This is a genomic window from Burkholderia sp. BCC0044 (genome assembly GCF_902832955.1).
GTDB lineage: Bacteria > Pseudomonadota > Gammaproteobacteria > Burkholderiales > Burkholderiaceae > Burkholderia.
Genome location: NZ_CADFDO010000002.1, coordinates 821,128 through 838,499, shown reverse-complemented (window position 1 = coordinate 838,499; position 17,372 = coordinate 821,128). Strand labels below are relative to the sequence as shown.

The 17,372-nt window shown below is 66.7% G+C and carries 21 protein-coding genes and 1 riboswitch; of the genes, 11 read left to right on the top strand and 10 right to left on the bottom strand.

Annotation, left to right across the window (positions count from 1 at the left end):
* Window positions 1-126: 126 nt before the first annotated feature.
* Window positions 127-1,713: an isocitrate lyase gene (locus HWX14_RS12345; protein ID WP_175882970.1), complete on the bottom strand. Its 1,587-nt coding sequence runs from the start codon at window positions 1,711-1,713 to the stop codon at window positions 127-129.
* Window positions 1,714-2,117: 404 nt separating this feature from the next.
* Between HWX14_RS12345 and HWX14_RS12340 the strand changes: the two genes are divergently transcribed.
* From HWX14_RS12340 to HWX14_RS12305, 8 genes are all read left to right on the top strand, one after another.
* Window positions 2,118-2,639 carry a YbaK/prolyl-tRNA synthetase associated domain-containing protein gene (locus tag HWX14_RS12340; RefSeq protein WP_175882969.1) on the top strand — a complete coding sequence of 174 codons (522 nt, stop codon included), beginning with the start codon at window positions 2,118-2,120 and terminating at the stop codon, window positions 2,637-2,639.
* Window positions 2,636-3,274 (top strand): helix-turn-helix transcriptional regulator, encoded by a 639-nt coding sequence (locus HWX14_RS12335; protein ID WP_175882968.1) that lies wholly within the window; start codon window positions 2,636-2,638, stop codon window positions 3,272-3,274. Before HWX14_RS12340 ends, HWX14_RS12335 begins: the two co-directional genes overlap by 4 nt.
* A 66-nt stretch (window positions 3,275-3,340) precedes the next feature.
* Window positions 3,341-4,315: a threo-3-hydroxy-L-aspartate ammonia-lyase gene (locus HWX14_RS12330; RefSeq protein WP_175882967.1), complete on the top strand. Its 975-nt coding sequence runs from the start codon at window positions 3,341-3,343 to the stop codon at window positions 4,313-4,315.
* Window positions 4,316-4,432: 117 nt separating this feature from the next.
* Window positions 4,433-4,681 carry a hypothetical protein gene (locus HWX14_RS12325; protein WP_175882966.1) on the top strand — a complete coding sequence of 83 codons (249 nt, stop codon included), beginning with the start codon at window positions 4,433-4,435 and terminating at the stop codon, window positions 4,679-4,681.
* 284 nt (window positions 4,682-4,965) lie between these two features.
* Window positions 4,966-5,159: riboswitch (cobalamin riboswitch) on the top strand.
* A 214-nt stretch (window positions 5,160-5,373) separates the two neighbouring features.
* Window positions 5,374-7,302, top strand: a complete 1,929-nt coding sequence (locus HWX14_RS12320) for a TonB-dependent receptor (RefSeq protein WP_175882965.1) — start codon at window positions 5,374-5,376, stop codon at window positions 7,300-7,302.
* Window positions 7,303-7,411: 109 nt separating this feature from the next.
* Window positions 7,412-7,984: a TetR-like C-terminal domain-containing protein gene (locus HWX14_RS12315; RefSeq protein ID WP_175882964.1), complete on the top strand. Its 573-nt coding sequence runs from the start codon at window positions 7,412-7,414 to the stop codon at window positions 7,982-7,984.
* 22 nt (window positions 7,985-8,006) lie between these two features.
* Window positions 8,007-9,002, top strand: coding sequence for an alpha/beta hydrolase (locus tag HWX14_RS12310; RefSeq protein WP_175882963.1), 996 nt, complete (start codon window positions 8,007-8,009; stop codon window positions 9,000-9,002).
* A gap of 7 nt (window positions 9,003-9,009) precedes the next feature.
* On the top strand, window positions 9,010-9,429 hold the full coding sequence (locus tag HWX14_RS12305) for a DUF6331 family protein (RefSeq protein ID WP_175882962.1): 420 nt from the start codon (window positions 9,010-9,012) through the stop codon (window positions 9,427-9,429).
* On the opposite strand, the gene HWX14_RS12300 is transcribed toward HWX14_RS12305, so the two are convergent.
* Entirely contained in the window at window positions 9,426-10,058 is a 633-nt protein-coding gene (locus tag HWX14_RS12300) for a LysE family transporter (RefSeq protein WP_175882961.1), read from the bottom strand. The two genes, HWX14_RS12305 and HWX14_RS12300, sit on opposite strands and share 4 nt — an antisense overlap.
* A 116-nt stretch (window positions 10,059-10,174) precedes the next feature.
* On the opposite strand from HWX14_RS12300, the gene HWX14_RS12295 reads away from it, so the two are divergent.
* Window positions 10,175-10,636 carry an Lrp/AsnC family transcriptional regulator gene (locus tag HWX14_RS12295; protein ID WP_175882960.1) on the top strand — a complete coding sequence of 154 codons (462 nt, stop codon included), beginning with the start codon at window positions 10,175-10,177 and terminating at the stop codon, window positions 10,634-10,636.
* Between the two features lie 101 nt (window positions 10,637-10,737).
* Here HWX14_RS12295 and HWX14_RS12290 read toward each other — a convergent pair whose 3' ends face one another.
* From HWX14_RS12290 to HWX14_RS12270, 5 genes are all read right to left on the bottom strand, one after another.
* Window positions 10,738-12,063 carry a collagen-like triple helix repeat-containing protein gene (locus HWX14_RS12290; RefSeq protein WP_175882959.1) on the bottom strand — a complete coding sequence of 442 codons (1,326 nt, stop codon included), beginning with the start codon at window positions 12,061-12,063 and terminating at the stop codon, window positions 10,738-10,740.
* A 262-nt stretch (window positions 12,064-12,325) separates the two neighbouring features.
* Window positions 12,326-12,673 carry a copper-binding protein gene (locus tag HWX14_RS12285; protein WP_175882958.1) on the bottom strand — a complete coding sequence of 116 codons (348 nt, stop codon included), beginning with the start codon at window positions 12,671-12,673 and terminating at the stop codon, window positions 12,326-12,328.
* Between the two features lie 62 nt (window positions 12,674-12,735).
* Complete coding sequence (locus HWX14_RS12280; protein WP_175882957.1) at window positions 12,736-13,527, bottom strand: DUF2182 domain-containing protein; 792 nt, start codon at window positions 13,525-13,527, stop codon at window positions 12,736-12,738.
* Window positions 13,524-14,168, bottom strand: a complete 645-nt coding sequence (locus HWX14_RS12275; RefSeq protein ID WP_175882956.1) for a DUF1326 domain-containing protein — start codon at window positions 14,166-14,168, stop codon at window positions 13,524-13,526. Before HWX14_RS12275 ends, HWX14_RS12280 begins: the two co-directional genes overlap by 4 nt.
* Before the next feature lie 166 nt (window positions 14,169-14,334).
* Entirely contained in the window at window positions 14,335-14,634 is a 300-nt protein-coding gene (locus tag HWX14_RS12270; RefSeq protein WP_175882955.1) for a hypothetical protein, read from the bottom strand.
* Here HWX14_RS12270 and HWX14_RS12265 point away from each other — a divergent pair.
* The gene (locus HWX14_RS12265; protein WP_175882368.1) at window positions 14,567-14,842 is read left to right on the top strand and encodes a hypothetical protein; all 276 of its coding nucleotides are present in this window, start codon (window positions 14,567-14,569) and stop codon (window positions 14,840-14,842) included. The genes HWX14_RS12270 and HWX14_RS12265 overlap by 68 nt on opposite strands.
* 20 nt (window positions 14,843-14,862) lie before the next feature.
* Here HWX14_RS12265 and HWX14_RS12260 read toward each other — a convergent pair whose 3' ends face one another.
* Complete coding sequence (locus HWX14_RS12260) at window positions 14,863-15,111, bottom strand: hypothetical protein (RefSeq protein WP_175883569.1); 249 nt, start codon at window positions 15,109-15,111, stop codon at window positions 14,863-14,865.
* Between the two features lie 264 nt (window positions 15,112-15,375).
* Between HWX14_RS12260 and HWX14_RS12255 the strand changes: the two genes are divergently transcribed.
* On the top strand, window positions 15,376-15,666 hold the full coding sequence (locus tag HWX14_RS12255) for a hypothetical protein (protein WP_175882954.1): 291 nt from the start codon (window positions 15,376-15,378) through the stop codon (window positions 15,664-15,666).
* Window positions 15,667-15,697: 31 nt separating this feature from the next.
* On the opposite strand, the gene HWX14_RS12250 is transcribed toward HWX14_RS12255, so the two are convergent.
* Window positions 15,698-15,946 (bottom strand): hypothetical protein, encoded by a 249-nt coding sequence (locus HWX14_RS12250; RefSeq protein ID WP_175882953.1) that lies wholly within the window; start codon window positions 15,944-15,946, stop codon window positions 15,698-15,700.
* Window positions 15,943-17,208: an alkaline phosphatase family protein gene (locus HWX14_RS12245; RefSeq protein WP_175882952.1), complete on the bottom strand. Its 1,266-nt coding sequence runs from the start codon at window positions 17,206-17,208 to the stop codon at window positions 15,943-15,945. Before HWX14_RS12245 ends, HWX14_RS12250 begins: the two co-directional genes overlap by 4 nt.
* Between the last annotated feature and the right edge of the window lie 164 nt (window positions 17,209-17,372).

The window sequence follows — 17,372 nt, the reverse complement described above, 5'->3', positions numbered from 1 at the left end:
GCTTCATCGATTTCGACAAGATCGACGTGGTGCCGACGAGGGCCAGTCCATCGTGAAGGCCGAGCGCACGTCGCATAAAAAAAAGCCAGCCCGTAAAGGGCTGGCTTTCTGCTGCGGATATGACGATTACGAGAACTGGTTCATCGTATTGTCCTTGCCCGCCGCCTTCAGCGCCGCTTCGCCGCTGAAGTATTCCTTGTGATCGTCGCCGATGTCCGAACCCGACATGTTCTGGTGCTTCACGCACGCGATGCCCTGACGGATTTCCTTGCGCTGCACGCCGGCCACGTAGCCGAGCATGCCCTGGTCGCCGAAGTATTCCTTGGCCAGGTTGTCGGTCGACAGCGCAGCCGTGTGGTACGTCGGCAGCGTGATCAGGTGGTGGAAGATGCCTGCTTCACGCGATGCATCGGCCTGGAACGTGCGGATCTTCTCGTCGGCGAGCTTGGCCAGTTCGGTATCGTCGTATTCGACGCTCATCAGCTGCGCGCGGTCGTAAGCCGACACGTCCTTGCCTTCGGCCTTCAGCGCGTCGTAGACCTGCTGGCGGAAGTTCAGCGTCCAGTTGAACGACGGGCTGTTGTTGTACACCAGCTTCGCGTTCGGGATCACCTTGCGGATCTCGCTGACCATGCCGCCGATCTGCGCGATATGCGGTTTTTCGGTTTCGATCCACAGCAGGTCAGCGCCGTTCTGCAGCGACGTGATGCAGTCGAGCACGCAGCGCGCTTCGCCCGTGCCGGCGCGGAACTGGAACAGGTTGCTCGGCAGGCGCTTCGGACGCAGCAGCTTCCCGTCGCGCTTGATGACGACGTCACCGTTGCCCAACTGGTCGGCCGACAATTCTTCGCAATCGAGGAACGCGTTGTATTGATCGCCCAGGTCGCCCGGCTGGTTCGTCACGGCGATCTGCTTGGTCAGGCCGGCGCCCAGCGAATCGGTACGCGCGACGATGATGCCGTCGTCCACGCCCAGTTCCAGGAACGCGTAGCGGATCGCGCGGATCTTCGCGAGGAAGTCCTCGTGCGGCACCGTGACCTTGCCGTCCTGGTGGCCGCACTGCTTCTCGTCCGACACCTGGTTTTCGATCTGGATGCAGCACGCGCCCGCTTCGATGAACTGCTTCGCCAGCAGGTAGGTCGCCTCCGCGTTGCCGAAGCCGGCGTCGATGTCGGCGATGATCGGCACGACGTGCGTGACGTGGTTGTCGATCTTTTGCTGGATCGCGGCCTTCGCGGTGGCGTCCTTCGCGGCATCCAGCTCGCGGAACAGGCCGCCCAGCTCACGGGCATCGGCCTGGCGCAGGAACGTGTACAGCTCGCGGATCAGCGCGCTGACCGAGGTCTTTTCGTGCATCGACTGGTCCGGCAGCGGACCGAACTCCGAGCGCAGCGCGGCGACCATCCAGCCCGACAGGTACAGGTAGCGGCGTTCGGTGCTGTTGAAGTGCTTCTTGATGGAGATCATCTTCTGCTGGCCGATGAAGCCGTGCCAGCAACCCAGCGACTGCGTGTACTTGGACGGATCGGCATCGTACGCGGCCATGTCGGCGCGCATGATCTTCGCGGTGTACTTCGCGATGTCCAGGCCGGTCTTGAACTTGTTCTGGGCACGCATGCGGGCCGCATACTCGGGGCTGATGGCGTTCCACGCGCTGCCGTGGTTTTCCTTCAAGCCAGCCACTGCCTTGATGTCGTCTTGATATTGGGACATGTCTATCTCCTGGGAACGAAGCGCATTTGAGTAAAGAGTTCAGCGTGCCCGCCGCGTGTGACGAAGCGAACTGCATGGACTCAATAGTAATCCTGTCCCATGCGGTTTCGGCCAAGTCTTATATAAGACATAAGATATAAATTTTCGTTATTTTTCAATGAGATAGCCGACCGTTTTTGCGATGCAAAACACGGTTTCAAGCGGCGGTAAAACGCGGCGGCGGGAATCCGGCGCGGATTCCGCAATATGAAATACCCTTTCGGCTGTTGAAGAACGGTCCCGCGTCGAGCCGCGCGGGCACTGACGCTGGCCGGCCCTTTGTCACGACCATGACAGAACATCTATACTTGGACGATTCTTTGATCTGCGTATATCGACGCGTTGGCCTGCCCTCCCGGAGCGACATGAACGACTTTCCCGTTTTCGACACGCTTTGCGAACTGCTGAATACATCCGGTGCGCGTTTCCGCGTGCTCGAGCATCCGGCGGAAGGCAAATCCGACGCGATCGCCGCGCTGCGCGGCACCCGCCCCGAACAGGGCGCGAAGGCGATGCTCTGCACGTTCAAGGACGGCGGCGACACCACCGCGCTCGCGGTGATTCCCGGCCACCTGAAGATCGATTTCCGCAAGGTCGCCGATGCGGTCGGCCGGCGCAAGGCGACGCTCGCGTCGCCCGACGTCGCGGCCGCCGTCACGCGCTGCGTGATGGGCGCCGTGCCGCCGTTCGCGTTCGATTCGAACGTGACGCTCGTCGTCGATCCCGCACTGGTCGAGCGCAACGCCGAGATCGCATTCAGCGCGGGCCGCCTCGACCGCTCGGTCGTGCTCGACGCGGCCGACTACGTCCGGATCGCGCGCCCGCTGCTGGCCGATATCACGCGGCCGGAAACGACGGACACACACGCCCCCCAGGACCACGCATGAGTACAAATCGCAAACCGCTGCTGTCTGAGCAGGCATCGCTGATCGAGCAGGTGCAGCGCATCGCCGAAGGGCTCGGCGAGATGTTCGCGCCGTTCACCGAGGTCGTCGTGCACGACCTGCGCACGCCGGAGCACGCGATCCTCGCGATCCACAACAACCTGTCCGGACGCACGGTCGGCGATCCCGCGACCGAACTCGGCCTCGCCCGCATCGCCGACGACGATTTCCCGCAGATACTCGCGAACTACCCGAACCGCTTCGCCGATGGCCGCACCGCGAAAAGCACGTCGATCGGCATCAAGGATTCGACCGGGCACTACGTGGCCGCGCTGTGCCTGAATGCCGACGTCACGCTGTTCCGCGGCTTCCAGGGCATGCTCAACCAGTTCTGCCGCACGGATGGCGAGACCGTCGTCGAAACGCTCGACCCGGCCGGCGCGGACGCGATCCGGCAGCGCATCGACGCCTTCGCGACGCGCCTCGCGACGACGCCGCGCGAGCTGAAGACCGACCAGCGCCGCGAGCTGATGCAGACGCTGAAGGCCGACGGCTTCCTCGAGGTGCGCCGCGCGATGGAAATCGTGTCGCAGCATCTCGGCGTGTCGCGCGCGACCGTCTACAACGATGCGAAGTGACGCGACGCATCCGGATTTGCCGTTTTGAGTTTCCCGTTGACTGATCTTTTCGACTCTCGAGCACCCATGAATTCTCCGACTCTCCCCACGTACGACGACGTCGTCGCCGCCGCCGCCCGGCTCGAAGGCCACGCGCACCGCACGCCGGTGATGACGTCGCGCACGATCGACGACGCGCTCGGCGCGCAGGTGTTCTTCAAGTGCGAGAACCTGCAGCGCATGGGCGCCTTCAAGTTCCGCGGCGCGTTCAACGCGCTGTCGCGCTTCAACGCGGAACAGCGGCGCCACGGCGTCGTCGCGTTCTCGTCGGGCAACCATGCGCAGGCGATCGCGCTGTCGGCGCGCATCCTCGGCATTCCCGCGACGATCGTGATGCCGCAGGACGCGCCGGCCGCGAAGATGGCCGCGACGCGCGGCTACGGCGGCAACGTCGTGACCTACGACCGCTACACCGAGGATCGCGAGCAGATCGGGCGCGAGCTCGCGGAAAAGCACGGGCTCACGCTGGTGCCGCCCTACGATCACCCGGACGTGATCGCCGGCCAGGGCACCGCAGCCAAGGAACTGTTCGACGAAGTCGGCCCGCTCGACGCGGTGTTCACGCCGCTCGGCGGCGGCGGCCTGCTGTCGGGCACCGCGCTCGCCACGCGCGCGCTGTCGCCGCATGCGAAGCTGTACGGCGTCGAGCCCGAGGCCGGCAACGACGCGCAGCAATCGTTCCGGTCCGGCACGATCGTGCACATCGACACGCCGCGCACGATCGCCGACGGCGCGCAGACGCAGCACCTCGGCAACCTCACGTTCCCGATCCTGCGCCGCGACGTCGACGACATCCTGACCGCGACGGACGCGGAACTCGTCGACTGCATGCGCTTCTTCGCCACGCGCATGAAGATCGTCGTCGAGCCGACCGGCTGCCTGTCGTTCGCCGCCGTGCGGCGGATGAAGGACGCGCTGCAGGGCAAGCGCGTCGGCGTGGTGATCAGCGGCGGCAACGTCGATCTCGAGAACTTCTGCGCGCTGGTGTCGGCACCGGCCTGACCGTCGCGGCGCGCATGACGATCCGGTCATGCGCGCACCGCCCGACCTTCACGTCGCGTTAAGTTTGGCGCCCTAGACTGATTACGTCGTCCTGAAGTCAGTCGTGAAGGAGTCGCCATGAATACGCACGCGATCGTCGCCGCCGCCCTGGCGGCCGCTTCCCTGTCGGCGTTCGCTCAACCGGGCGTGACGTCATCCGGTTTTCCCGCCGCCTCGCCGCACCCTGCAGCCGGGCAAGCGATGCACCGTTCGACCGCCGCGCTGCCGCCCACCGGCTTCGTGCTCGCGAAGATCGATCAGAACAATACGCCGCCCGACCGCGGCGGCGACCCGGGCGGCCGCACGCACGGCGGCTCGCATATGTAACGACACGCGCCGGCCGGCGGCAGTCGGAACGACGGCGGCGACGGAGCGCGGGCGGCGAGGATATCGTCAATGCGCCGCCGCAACGCGGCGTCGATCGTCTCCGGTTGCGGCATCGGCCGGTAGCGCCCTCGGCGCGAAGACACACGCTCGAACCCGCCGGTTTCATCAGACATAAACGCGGTAACGCCGCAGAAAGCGAGAGAATCCGGAAATCCGCCGCCGGGCAATGACGTTTTTTCGCATCCGCGCGCGACCAGACGATTGACGTGCGCGAGCGCACGCCATTACCCTTGCGCGCTGATGGTTCCCAGGGATGGGATCAAAAGGGAACGCAGCAGGGGCAACGCCCCGAATCTGCGGCTGCCCCCGCAACTGTGAGCGGCGAATCCGTGCCACCGCATGCCACTGGGAAACCGGGAAGGCCCGCACGGACGACGACCCGCGAGCCAGGAGACCTGCCATCGACCCGAGGTCCAGCAGCCGCACCGGGCGGGGTGTCCCGATGTGCAAGCACCGCCGTTGGCGGCCGCCTGTTGCATGGACGACCCGACCTCAGGATCCGTCAGATGTCCATCGTTCCCGAATCCGCTTCCCGCTCGGAAGCATCGCACCGACACGCCGTCGGCATGCGCCCCCTGTCCGCCCTGCACTCACGATCGGCGTACGCGCCCCACGCTTTGTCCCGCCGCCTCATGAACATTCGTCACCTGCTCGCCACGTCCGCCGCCACCGCGCTGCTTTCCCCGCTCGCCCATGCGGCCGGCGACACGGCGCTCGCGCAGCCCGCCGCGCCCGCGCCGGGCGCGGACCTGCCGACGATCAGCGTGACCGACACGCGGCACCTGCCCGAATCGTTCGACCGGCGCTATGCGTCGACGCAGGTGCTCACGCGCGAGGATCTCGACCGGCTGTCGCCCGCCGACCCGAGCATCACGCAGGCGCTCGCGACGCTGCCGGGCGTGACCGTCGCGCAGAACGGCGGGCCCGGCTCGTCCGCGTCGGTCAGCATCCGCGGCTCGTCGGCGAGCCAGGTCGCCGTGTTCATCGACGGAATCCGGATCGGCTCGCCGACCACCGGCATCGCGCCGTGGGCCGACCTGCCGACCGAAGCGTTCGAGCGCGTCGAAGTGATCTCCGGCCCGGCCGCCGCGTCGTTCGGCAACAACGCGATGGGCGGCGTCGTGCAACTCTTCACGCGCCGCGCCGCCAACCAGCCGAACCAGACCACCGTGTCGTTCGGCGGCGGCTCGAACAAGACCTTCGACACGCAGTTCCGCACGTCGGGCACGGTGCCGTCGACCGGGCCGCTGGCCGCGCTCGGCGGGCTCACCTACTCGCTCGGGCTGCACGACTACAACACGGCCGGCATCGATGCGACGCGGCCGTTCTTCTACGGCCACGAAGACGGCCGCAATCCGTATCACGCGCAGGATCTCGACGCGCGGCTCGGCTATGCGCGCGACAACTGGTCGATCTCGACGTTCGCGCTGTACCACCGCTCCGATCTGTCCTACGACAACAGCGGCTACGCCAATCGCGAACTCGATCACCAGTTGACGACCGGCGTTGCGTTCCATCTCGACATCACGCCCGATACGCAGTTCGACCAGTCGTTCGGCTATGCGAACGACCGCCAGTTCATCTATGCGGACAATCCGGCCCTCGCGACCGACCAGATCAATTCGCAGCGGATCAGCACGTCGACGTCGCTGACCCATCAGGAGCACGGGTTTCACCTGTTCGGCCTGCCGCTGTCGGGCGAATCGAAGCTCGCGTACGACTTCACGCGCGAGCAGGCGTTCCTGCCGGTCGACATCCCCGGCGGCGTGCCGACGCGCAACGATTCCGCGTTCTCGCTGCACCAGTCGGCGACGCTCGGCAGCGTGACGATGTTCGTCGCGGGCCGTCACGAGATCATCGCCGGGCAAGCGGTGAACACCGGCAACGCCGCGCTGTCGTGGGCGCTCACGCCGGTCTACACGGCGCGCATGTCGTACGGCAATGCGTTCCGCCTGCCGACGTTCAACGACCTGTACTACCCCGGCTACGGCAACCCAAACCTCAGCCCCGAACGCAGCACGTCGGTCGAGGGCGCGCTCGACGCGAACACCGCGTACGGCACGTTCACCGCGGCGATCTACGACACCCGCGTCAGCAACCTGATCGCGTACAACCCGGCGACGTTCTCGCCGATGAACATCGGCCGCTCGCACATTCGCGGCATCGACCTGTCGTACAAGGGGACGATCGGCCGCTCGACGCCGGTGAGCGTCGCGGTCGGCATCCTGAATCCGCAGGACGAGACCAACCAGACCTGGCTGAGCCGCCGGCCGCGCCAGACGGTCAGCCTGAACGTCGACCACACGTGGGACGAACTGAAGCTGCACGCGCTGAGCACGGGCGCGTCGCTGCTGTACGGCGGCTCGACGTTCGACGATCCGGCCAACCGGCAGTATCTGGCGTCGTACCTGACGGTGAGCCTGCGCGCGTCGTACCGGATCAATTCGCACCTGACGGTGTCGGCGTCGCTGTCGAACCTGTTTGACCGGCAGTACATGACCGCGTACGGCTACAACACGCTCGGGCGCACCGCATTCGGCAAGGTCAGCTATACGTTCTGACGGCTCGACGCATCAGCATCAGCCTCTGCCCACCGGCACGCGCGGGAAATTGACATCACGGCAAAAGCTAATAGAATTAGTTTTTTGACTAACCCGCATAGCATTCGTCATGGCGCGTGCCGGCCTTACCCTGGACAAGCTCGTCGAAGCCGGCGCGCAGCTCGCCGATGAAACCGGCTTCGAGCAACTCACCGGCGCAGCGCTCGCGCGGCATTTCGACGTGAAGCTGGCGAGCCTGTATTCCCATATCCCGAGCTTCGACGATCTCAAGAGCCGCATCGCGCTGTTCGCGCTGCAGGAGCTCGCCGCGCGCGCCGCCGACGCGCTGGCCGGCCGCACCGGCAGGGACGCGCTGGCCGCGCTCGCGAACGTCTATCGCGACTACGCACGTGCGCATCCGGGCCGCTTCGCGGCCGCGCGCCATCCGGTGAGCGCCGAGCGCGCCGCCGCGAGCGCGGGCGGGCAGCTCGTCAGGATGACGTCGGCGGTGCTGCGCAGCTACGACCTGCCGGATACCGAGCACACGCATGCGATCCGCCTGCTCGGCGGCTTCTTCATGGGCTACGTGACGCTCGAAAGCGCCGGCGGCTTCTCGCACAGCGCGCCGGATGCCGACGCGTCGTGGTCGCGCAGCCTCGATGCGCTCGACGTGATGCTGCGCCACTGGCCTTCGGCCGCATGACGCACCGAACGGAATTCAAGCGATGACAGACAAACCCGACGGCGTCGTGCTGCCGAGCCGTGTCGTTCCCTTCCCGACCTCGATCAGCGACGAAGCGCGCGCCGCGCTGCAACGCCTGACCGGCGACGACGGCGTGCCGCTGAACGCGTTGCACGTGATGCCGGCCCTTGACGATATCGACGCGTGGATGCGCGTGAAGGCCAGCGCCGATGCGTATTACGCGGCCGCGGTCGAGCAGCTCGCCGGCCATTTGCGTTCGCGCGTCGAGACGATCCGCGTCGGCGCTGCGGACGTGCACGTCGCGACACCCGAAGCGGCGGCTTCCGACTCATGCGCGATCATCGACCTGCACGGCGGTGCGCTGATCGTCGGCGGCGGCGCCGCGTGCCGTGCCGGCGCGCAGATGCAGGCCGACCGGCTCGGCATTCGCTGCTACGGCGTCGACTACCGGATGCCGCCCGAGCATCCGTATCCGGCCGCGCTCGACGACTGCGTCGCAACCTATGCCTATGTGCTCGAGCGTTACGCACCGGAAAATGTCGTCATCGGCGGCCGCTCGGCCGGCGGCAACCTCGCGGCCGCGATGGTGCTGCGCGCCCGCGACGAAGGCCTGCCGCTGCCGGCCGCGCTCGTGCTGCTGTCGCCGGAAGCCGACCTGACCGAATCCGGCGACAGTTTCGAGACCAACCGGCTCGTCGATGTCGTGTTGCCGGCGCCGCTGATGGCGAACAACCTGCTCTACGCGAACGGCGCCGATCTCGCGCATCCGTACCTGTCGCCGCTGTTCGGCGATTTCACCGCCGGATTTCCGCCGACCTTCATCCAGAGCGGCACGCGCGACCTGTTCCTGTCGAACGCCGTGCGCCTGCATCGCGCGTTGCGACGCGCGCAGGTGCCGACCGAACTGCACGTATTCGAAGGGATGCCGCACGGCGGGTTCATGGGGGCGCCGGAGGATATCGAGCTGAGCCAGGAAATCACGCGCTTCGTGCACGCGCATTTGCATGCGTCGAATTGAGCCGGCGATGAGCGGAAAAGCACACAAGAACGACATCGGCATCGGGCCGGATCGCTGGATCGAATGCGGCGATCTGGCGGACGGCCACGCGCATGCGATCGACATCGACCCGCATCTGGCGGCCGTCATGCCGTTGATCGACGTGCTGGAAATCCACTGTGTCGCAGGATGCTGCGGCATCGATGCATTCGGCCTCTGGCCGGATGAAATCGCCGTTGCGCTCGACACGTGGGCCCCCGATGCGTTGACACGGCTCGTCGACGATCTGCTGTCGGTCCGGCATGCAATCGATGCGTTGCCGGCCGACGACGTCGTCAGTATGCGAATCAACCAGTACTTCCGGAAAACGGTGATGCTCGAGCTGCTCGCCCATATCCGGACGACGGTCGACGCGATCCGCTCGACCCGCGCCGCGCCGCGCGCCTAGATCAACGCACGTACGCCCGCGACCAGCTGAATCGCGCCGAACACCGCGACGACGGCCGCCGACACGCGCGACAGCCCGTGCATGAACGCGAACGACAGCTTCGCGCGCAGCGCGGCGGTCGCGCTGCTCAGGCACAGCCACCACGTGGCCGAGCCGACGAACACGCCGGCGACCATCCACGCGACGGTTGCCCACATCGCGCCTTCCCGCGCCCCCGGCAGCGGGCCGAGCGCCGCGAAGATGCCGACGAACGACACGATCGTCATCGGGTTCGACAGCGTGAGCCCGAACGTCGTCAGGAAATCGCGCAGGACGGTCGTACGCGGCAACTCGCGTTGCCCGGCCGGTGCGGCCAGCGCCTGGCGTGCGATGGTCCACGCGAGCCACACGAGAAACGCGCCGCCGCCGATCTTCAGGCCGACGGTCAACATCGGGAACGCGGTGACGATGCCCGCGACGCCCAGTGCGCCGAGCAGGCCGTAAATCGCATCGGCGCACGCGGCGCCGATGCCCGTCGCGAATCCCGCCCGGAAGCCGCGGCTCAGGCTGCGCTGAATGCACAGCATGCCGATCGGGCCGACCGGCACCGCGATCGACAGCCCCATCACGACGGATTTGATGAACAACATCGCCTGCTCCTTGCAACATCCAATGGATCGAACAGGCATCGTAGGGAAAGTCCGCTCCCCGCTGAATGCGGTTTTTAAGGAAAAATAGCGGCTCCACCTTAAAAACTCCCACCGCGATGGACGATCTCGACTGGAAGGTGCTGGCGCTGTTGCAGGACAACGGACGCATCAGCTATACGGAACTCGCGCGCCAGGTTCACCTGTCGGTGCCGGCGGTGACGGAGCGCGTGAAGCGTCTCGAAGCAGCCGGCGTGATCGATGGCTACACCGCCCGGATCAATCCGTCCGCGGCCGGCTATCCGGTGAGCGCGCTGATCGGCATCACGGTGCAGCAACCGGCGAAAGCGAAGTTCCTCAAGCTGCTGGAGACGATTCCCGAAGTCGTCGAATGCCATCACGTGACGGGCGCGGATTCGTATGTGATGCGGCTCGTCGCCGTCAGCATGGCCCATCTCGAACAGTTGATCGAACGCATCAACCTGTACGGCGAAACGCGCACGTCGATCGTGATGTCGACGCCGCTGCCGGCGCGCGGGCTCGCGCGGCCCGCATCGAAGCCCGGCGACACGCGCGGGTAGCGGCCGCGGTTGCAGGATCGTCCGGCGTGACCGGCGACGGCCGTTGGCCGCCGTCGCCGGTCACACGGCCCGGTTCCCGCATGACGATCGGTGCGGGCCGGCTATTTGCCGAGCGCGCCGCCGAGCAGGCCGCCCACCAGCGACGTCACCGGCGCGAGCGGATTGGCAAGGCCGCCCAGCGGCGAACCGCCGCCGCTCGTACCGGTGGCGGAGCCATAGTGCACGGTCGCCGGGATGCCGCCGACCACGCTCGTCACCAGACCGGCAACCGGCACCGCGCCGTTCGGGCCGCTCGGGTTCACGAGGCCGCCCGCATTGGTCACCGTATTGCCGACCGCCCGAACGAGAGTGCCGACAGCGCCGACGATCGGCTGCGGCGACGTGGACGTCACCTTCCATCCGGCCGACGTGATCGCCCCGCCGACCTGCCCGAGCAGGCCCGCGACCGGCTGCCCGAGGCCGGTTGCGGTGCCGACCTGCTGCGTGAGTTGGCCCGCCGTCGTCACGAGCGGCGTGATCGCGGTGCTGATCGCCTGCGTCGCCTGCTGGACCGGGCCCGACGACAGCGCCGAGCCGAGCATGGCGCCGCCCGACTTCAGGCCGCCGGCCACCGTGTCGAGCAGGCCGCCGACGGGCGTCGTGATCGGCGCGAGCGGCGACAGCGGGCCGGCGCCGAGCGCCTTCACCGTTTCGCTGAGGCCGGTGACCGGGTTGCTGGTCGAGCCGACGAGGGTGCCGAGGCCGGTGACCGTCCTGCCGACGGGGTTCGGCGTGAAGCCGATCTGGCCGATACCGTTGCTCACCGCGTTCGTCGTATCGCGGATGATCGTGCCGGCACCGGTGACCGTGTCGGCCGGGCCGGCCGTCAGGGTCTTGCCGACGCCGGGCAGCGTGACGTCGCCGAGCGTCGAACCCGCGGCCAGCACGACCGTGCCGACGGAACTGATGATGCCGTTGGTGCCGGGTGTGCCGCTGGTTCCGCTCGTGCCGCCTGTGCCGGTGGTTCCGCTTGTGCCGCTTGTGCCGCTTGTGCCGCTTGTGCCGCTTGTGCCGCTTGTGCCGCTCGTGCCGCTCGTGCCGCTCGTGCCGCTCGTGCCGCTAGTCCCGCTTGTCCCGCTTGTCCCGCTTGTCCCGCTTGTCCCGCTTGTCCCGCTTGTCCCGCTTGTCCCGCTTGTGCCACTGGTTCCGCTTGTGCCACTGGTTCCGCTGGTTCCGCTGGTTCCGCTGGTTCCGCTAGTGCCGCTCGTTCCGCTGCTCCCACTTGTGCCACTAGTCCCGCTCGTACCGCTAGTCCCACTCGTGCTCGTCCCGATGGTATTACCCGCCGGCGTCGGCGCCGTAACGTCCCCGCCGCCGCACGCCGCGAGCGCGCACGCAGCGGCAATGGCGGCGAGTGCGACATTCGCCTTGATGAAGTGATCTTGCATGGAAGCCCCCGTTTGCTATTCAGCGCGATCACTCCAACAAGCATCTACCGTGCCATTTACATCGGCCTCCTTCACAGTTTCACAATCGCCTTGCGATGGCCATCCAGGCCGCACTGCGCGGCAGCGCGCATCGAATACGGATCGTGCCGCCCGCCTCGACCCGTGCAGGCATTCCGATAACGCTGACGTAACACCGGGCCTGCGTTACGTAGCACGAACCGGGAAAAACCGACGGCGCCCATCCGCGCGCACCGCCGCGTCGTCACGGCCGCTTCACCAGCTTCACGATCGTCAGTGTGCCGTTGACGTTTTCCACCCGAACCCGGACCTTGTCGCCCACGTGCAGCGACGGGATCATCGCCGCGTCGCCGGCCTTGAATGCCATCGTCATCGGCGGCATCCCGACGTTGTCGAGCGCGCCGTGCTTCAGCGTCACGAGCCTGCGCCCGGGGTCGATTTCCTTGACTTCGGCATCCGTCAGCTTCGCATCCGGCGCCGACAGGGTCGCGTCGCTCGAGTTCATGCCCGACATGTCGCCGCCCGCGAGCGCCGGCATTGCAACGACCGCCATCGCGCACGACACGGCGACAACGTGAAAACGGATCTTCATCGAGCGTCTCCCGTCGCGTCCGGCGCGTTTCTGCTGCCAGCCGGTGCCGCGCATCACACGCCTCACACGATCAACGTCACACCGGCCCAGACAATCAGCACGACACCGAGCACGCGGCCGACACGCTCGCCGCCGGGCAGGACCTTCTCCACGAACACGAACAGCGACAACGCGACGATCCACACGACATTCATCACGCCGCCGACGAACAGCAGCGCCATCAGCAACCAGCAGCAGCCCACGCAAACCACGCCGTGCCGCGCGCCCAGCAGGAAACTGCCGGCGACACCGGGACGCCAGTGCGCGACCAGGAACGCCGCCGGCGCGCGGCATTGCCGCAGACACGCGCGTTTCAGCGGCGAGAATTGATAGAGCCCCGCCAGCGCCAGCACGACGGCGGAAAGGAGCGCGCTCTTCGACCACAGCATCATCGCGGAGATCAGCCCGGCCGGCTGCAGCAGCGCCTGAAGCAACGCCGCGCCGATCGAGAACGCGAGCCATGTCGTCAGATAGCCGGCCAGCAGCGCCGCCGACGTGAACGCCGATCCCGCCGCCCCGCTGCCGTGCCGCCGCAGCACGCGCCGGTACAGCATCACGAGCGGCGCCGCGCCGGGCGTCATCATCGCGATCATCATCACCCACCACATCGCGATCACGGTCGGCAGAGACGGATCCATGCTGCCCATGCCGTCCGCGAGCCGATGCGGAAACAGCGCGACGGTCGTCATCTCCCGCGCCGACATGCCGGTCCCCGCGCCCGTCCACAGGTAGAACCAGCACAGGCCGACGAGCGCGGCCATGCCGATCAGCATGACGGCGCGCTCGCGCGCGAGCCAGGCGTCGAACGGAGTCATGCCGCGGCGCGATGCCGGATCAGCCCGTGGTTGTTCAGGTGCAGCCGCGCGAATTGCGCATAGGTTCCGTCGAGATTCAGCGCGATGTTGCCCTGCGAGCGCCCCGAGCCCGAACCGATCTCGGCCAGCTCGTATTCGAAGCCGTGCGGCAGGTCGATCCGTACACGGTGCTCGGCCCCCGTCACCGGGTTATGGATGGGTTCGCCCTCGGCGTCGAACACACCGTCCACGTGAATCCGTCCACGCCGCGCATCGACATCGACGTCGAAATCGATCGTCGTGAAGATCGGATCGAACGCGTGCTCGAGCGTCGACGCGTACACCGAGAACATCGTCGCGAACGGATCGGTATCCTGACCGGTCATGATCTTCAGCACGGCGTCGCGCTGCGCCGGGCTCGCGCGCTCGTCGACGATCGGCTGGCACTTGCCCTTGCCTTCGTGAACGGCGCCCGGCCACTGGAACACCACCGCGATCCGGACGCCGTCGAGCACCACGTCACCGTAGTGCCCGCTGTCGATCGAAATCGCCCCCATCGCTTCGCAGTTGCCGTTGGTCGGCAGTGCATTGAACTGACAAGGGCAACCGTATGAGCAATTGCAACTGATCATTTCGGTTCCCTGAATCTCCCACGGCGTCATGGCTCCACCTCGCGCGCTGAAAGGACGAACGCTTCGAATCTAGTGCACGCGATCAGGGAAAGCAAAGCAGTCGTGGCAGCGCGAAAACCGTGGTTTCCGGCCTCACGTAAGACGTTTCGGGATGCGTTCGCCGGGCTGTTCCGGAAACCGTCCCGTCACCCCGTTCTCACACGAACAGCGACGCGACGATCGCACACCACACCGCGCCGACACCCCACAGGAACACGCGCCGCGCGACGAACATCCGCGATTCGTCGTCGGGGGTTTTCATCGGCGACGTCGCGAGAAACGGCACGCTGGCGAGGCACGCGAAACCGGCCAGCGCGGGCACGATCACGACGTAGTCGCCGAACCGCCAGGGCAGCGCTTCGTGCCATCCCCAGTAGCCGAGAAACAGCATGCCCATCGAGAACATCGTCGCCGCGGCCGAGCTGAGCGCGACCACCGATCCTGTCGGAAATTGCACGGGAACCTCCACTCGCGCGGCAGGGGCGCTGCCGCTCATCTCGCCGGGGATCGCGATGATCGCGTCCGCCGGCGCAGACTCACGCGTTCATTTGCGGCTCGAACGATCCGCGTGTGCCGTCGCCGCCGATCAGCGAATGATCGGCGAATACGCGTTGTCACGGATTGACGGATTCGGCCCGACCGAGTGGTATTTCGTACGCATTTAACGAGGACGTGCGTTGCGCCGCTAACCTGGTTTCTTCGCGCCCTGCGCAACGGAAATCCACCCGACCACCGCCGCGGCGACCCAGCAACAGGTGATCATCAGGTCCAGATCCATCAGGCCCTGGAAATTCGTACTGTTTTCGAAACTGCAGCGCCGATGGCCCCTGACCCACATGCAGCCGCTGACCAACTGCTGGACGTGCATGTAGATGCTGTACACGGCAACGGCCGACGTGATGACGGCGACCCGCAGGCTTATGCTCTTTTTCATTGGCGCTGAAGGCATGGGATGATCTCCCGACCGATCTTAAGCCAATGGCGATGCGCGACGCAATCGACCCGGCATGGACCCGGTATCGACCCGATTGACCAGTACGCATAAAAGCCCATCGCGCTCGCACCGGCAACGCGGACCACCATGACGACACGGAACACGATTGCACTGATCGTCGATCCCGACAGCGGCGAGCGAATTCGCGACATCGCCGCGCACGCACGGCATACGTGGGCCGTGACGAGCGACGCGAACGATCCCGTGATCAGGCAGATCTGGAATACGCGTCGGGCGGAGTCGGATCGCGCCGCCGAAGGCGGCGTGACCCTGTTCGTGCGTCATGGCGACGACCGCGAAAGCTGGTGCGCCGGAATACTGGATGCGGTGGACGACCATCATGGCGACACGATGCATCGCGACGGCCATGCGATTCTGGTCGTTTACGGCACGCCGCTTTCCAGGCGCCTTCGGCATGCGTTGTCCGCCTTTGGGTTTTCGGACTTCGTGTCGACGGCGGAAGGATTTCGCGCGATCAAGCGCGACGCCGGATGAATCGCGGGAGGCTCAAAGCGCCACCCGCCCGTCACCGATGCTTCCCGCCATGCTTGCGCGCCCGATGCTCGGCGCGCTTCTGCTGCAGCGCCGGCATCAGTTCCTCGATGTACTGCCGCGCCTGCCCGCGCGTGACGATCTCGCTGAAGCGCTGGTGAGCCTCGGCCTGGCCGACCAGCGCCGCATGCGCTTTCCTCAGGATGTGCAGATAGGCGATCAGGCTCGTGCCGTCGCGCACGGGCAGCGCATCGCGCGGGTCCGGCGTCGGGGCGGTACTCATGTTCCAATCCTTTGCGGACAATCGATCCGGCACGTCGTCGTGACGAGCCCGAGCAGGTCGTGGGCGAGACGATCGCGGTCGGTCAGCGGCGCGAGGCCGAACAGCCGCTCGAGCGTCGCGGCCACCGACGCGTGGTCATACGGCGTGTGATCGACGTGCCCGGCCGCGACCCACGGCGAAATCACGATCGCCGGCACGCGCACGCCGTACACGTCGAAGCCGAAGCCGCTCGCGTTCAGCGTCGCGGGCGCGCCATCGTTCGGCGGCGGCGCGGCGCCCGGCCTGACCGAATCGTAGAAGCCGCCGTGCTCGTCGTAGACGATCACGAACAGGCTGCTGTTCCATACCGGCGAGTTGCGGATCGCGTTGTACACACGTGCGGCGAGCTGGTCGCCGCCGGCCAGCCCGTCCATCGGGTGCTGCGAGCTGCCGTTCCGGTAGGTGCCGTGCACGATGTCGCCATAGCTCGGCTCGATGAACGTGTAGCGCGCGGTGTAGCCGTCCGCGAGATCGGCTTCGAAATGCGCGAGATCGTCGACGTCGAAGAAGCTGATGCCCTTCAGCGACGCAACCTGCGGCACGTGGCCGAGCGGGTCGCCCGTCTGGTCCTGGTAGATGCGCCAGTTGTCGTCGCCGAGCGCACCGAAGATCGAACCCTTCGGATAGTGGAAGCCGTCGAACGTATTCCATCCGGCCATTTCTTCCTTGGTCGGCGAATGGTCGAGCCCGGCCGACGATGCGCCATGCAGGAAGAACCGGTTCGGCCAGGTCGGCCCCGGCACCGATGCATGCCACGCGTCGCACAGCACGAATGCGTTCGCGAGCGCGTACAGCGACGGCGCCTGCGTCGCGGCATCGACGCCCTGCATGATCTTGCCCGCATCGGCCGGTTGCGGCGGCGTGCCCTCGGAATGCGACGTCGCATAGTTCGACACGAACCCCGAATTGCCGACCGGCGGATACGGCTGCCCTTTCACGAACGGCACGCCCGCGCCGCAGAGCTGTTCGAGCACGTCGGTGAATTCGTGGCACGGATCGGTCGGCATCCGGTCGGGCGCGCCGCCGCCGAACGGATAGACGGTGCCGCCGTATGCATTGCTGTCGGCCGGCGACGCGGCCGTGATGCCGCCGATGCCCGACAGCGCGAACAGGTGATCGAAGGAACGGTTCTCGAACATCAGCACGAACACGTGCCGGATGCGATCCTGAACCGACGGTGCGGCGGGAGCGGAAGAAGATGCGGGGCCTGCGTCTGCACTCATGGCGCCTCCTGGCGTCGCGCGACGAATGTCCGGCCGGCACGGCCGTTGGCCCGCTGATCGCCCCGAAGGGATTGAAAGCCGCGCGCAGGCCGCACAGTGCCGACGAGTGTACGACCGCGCCGGCCCACGCGTAAAGCCACAGGCGAACGGCGTCGCAGCGCGTG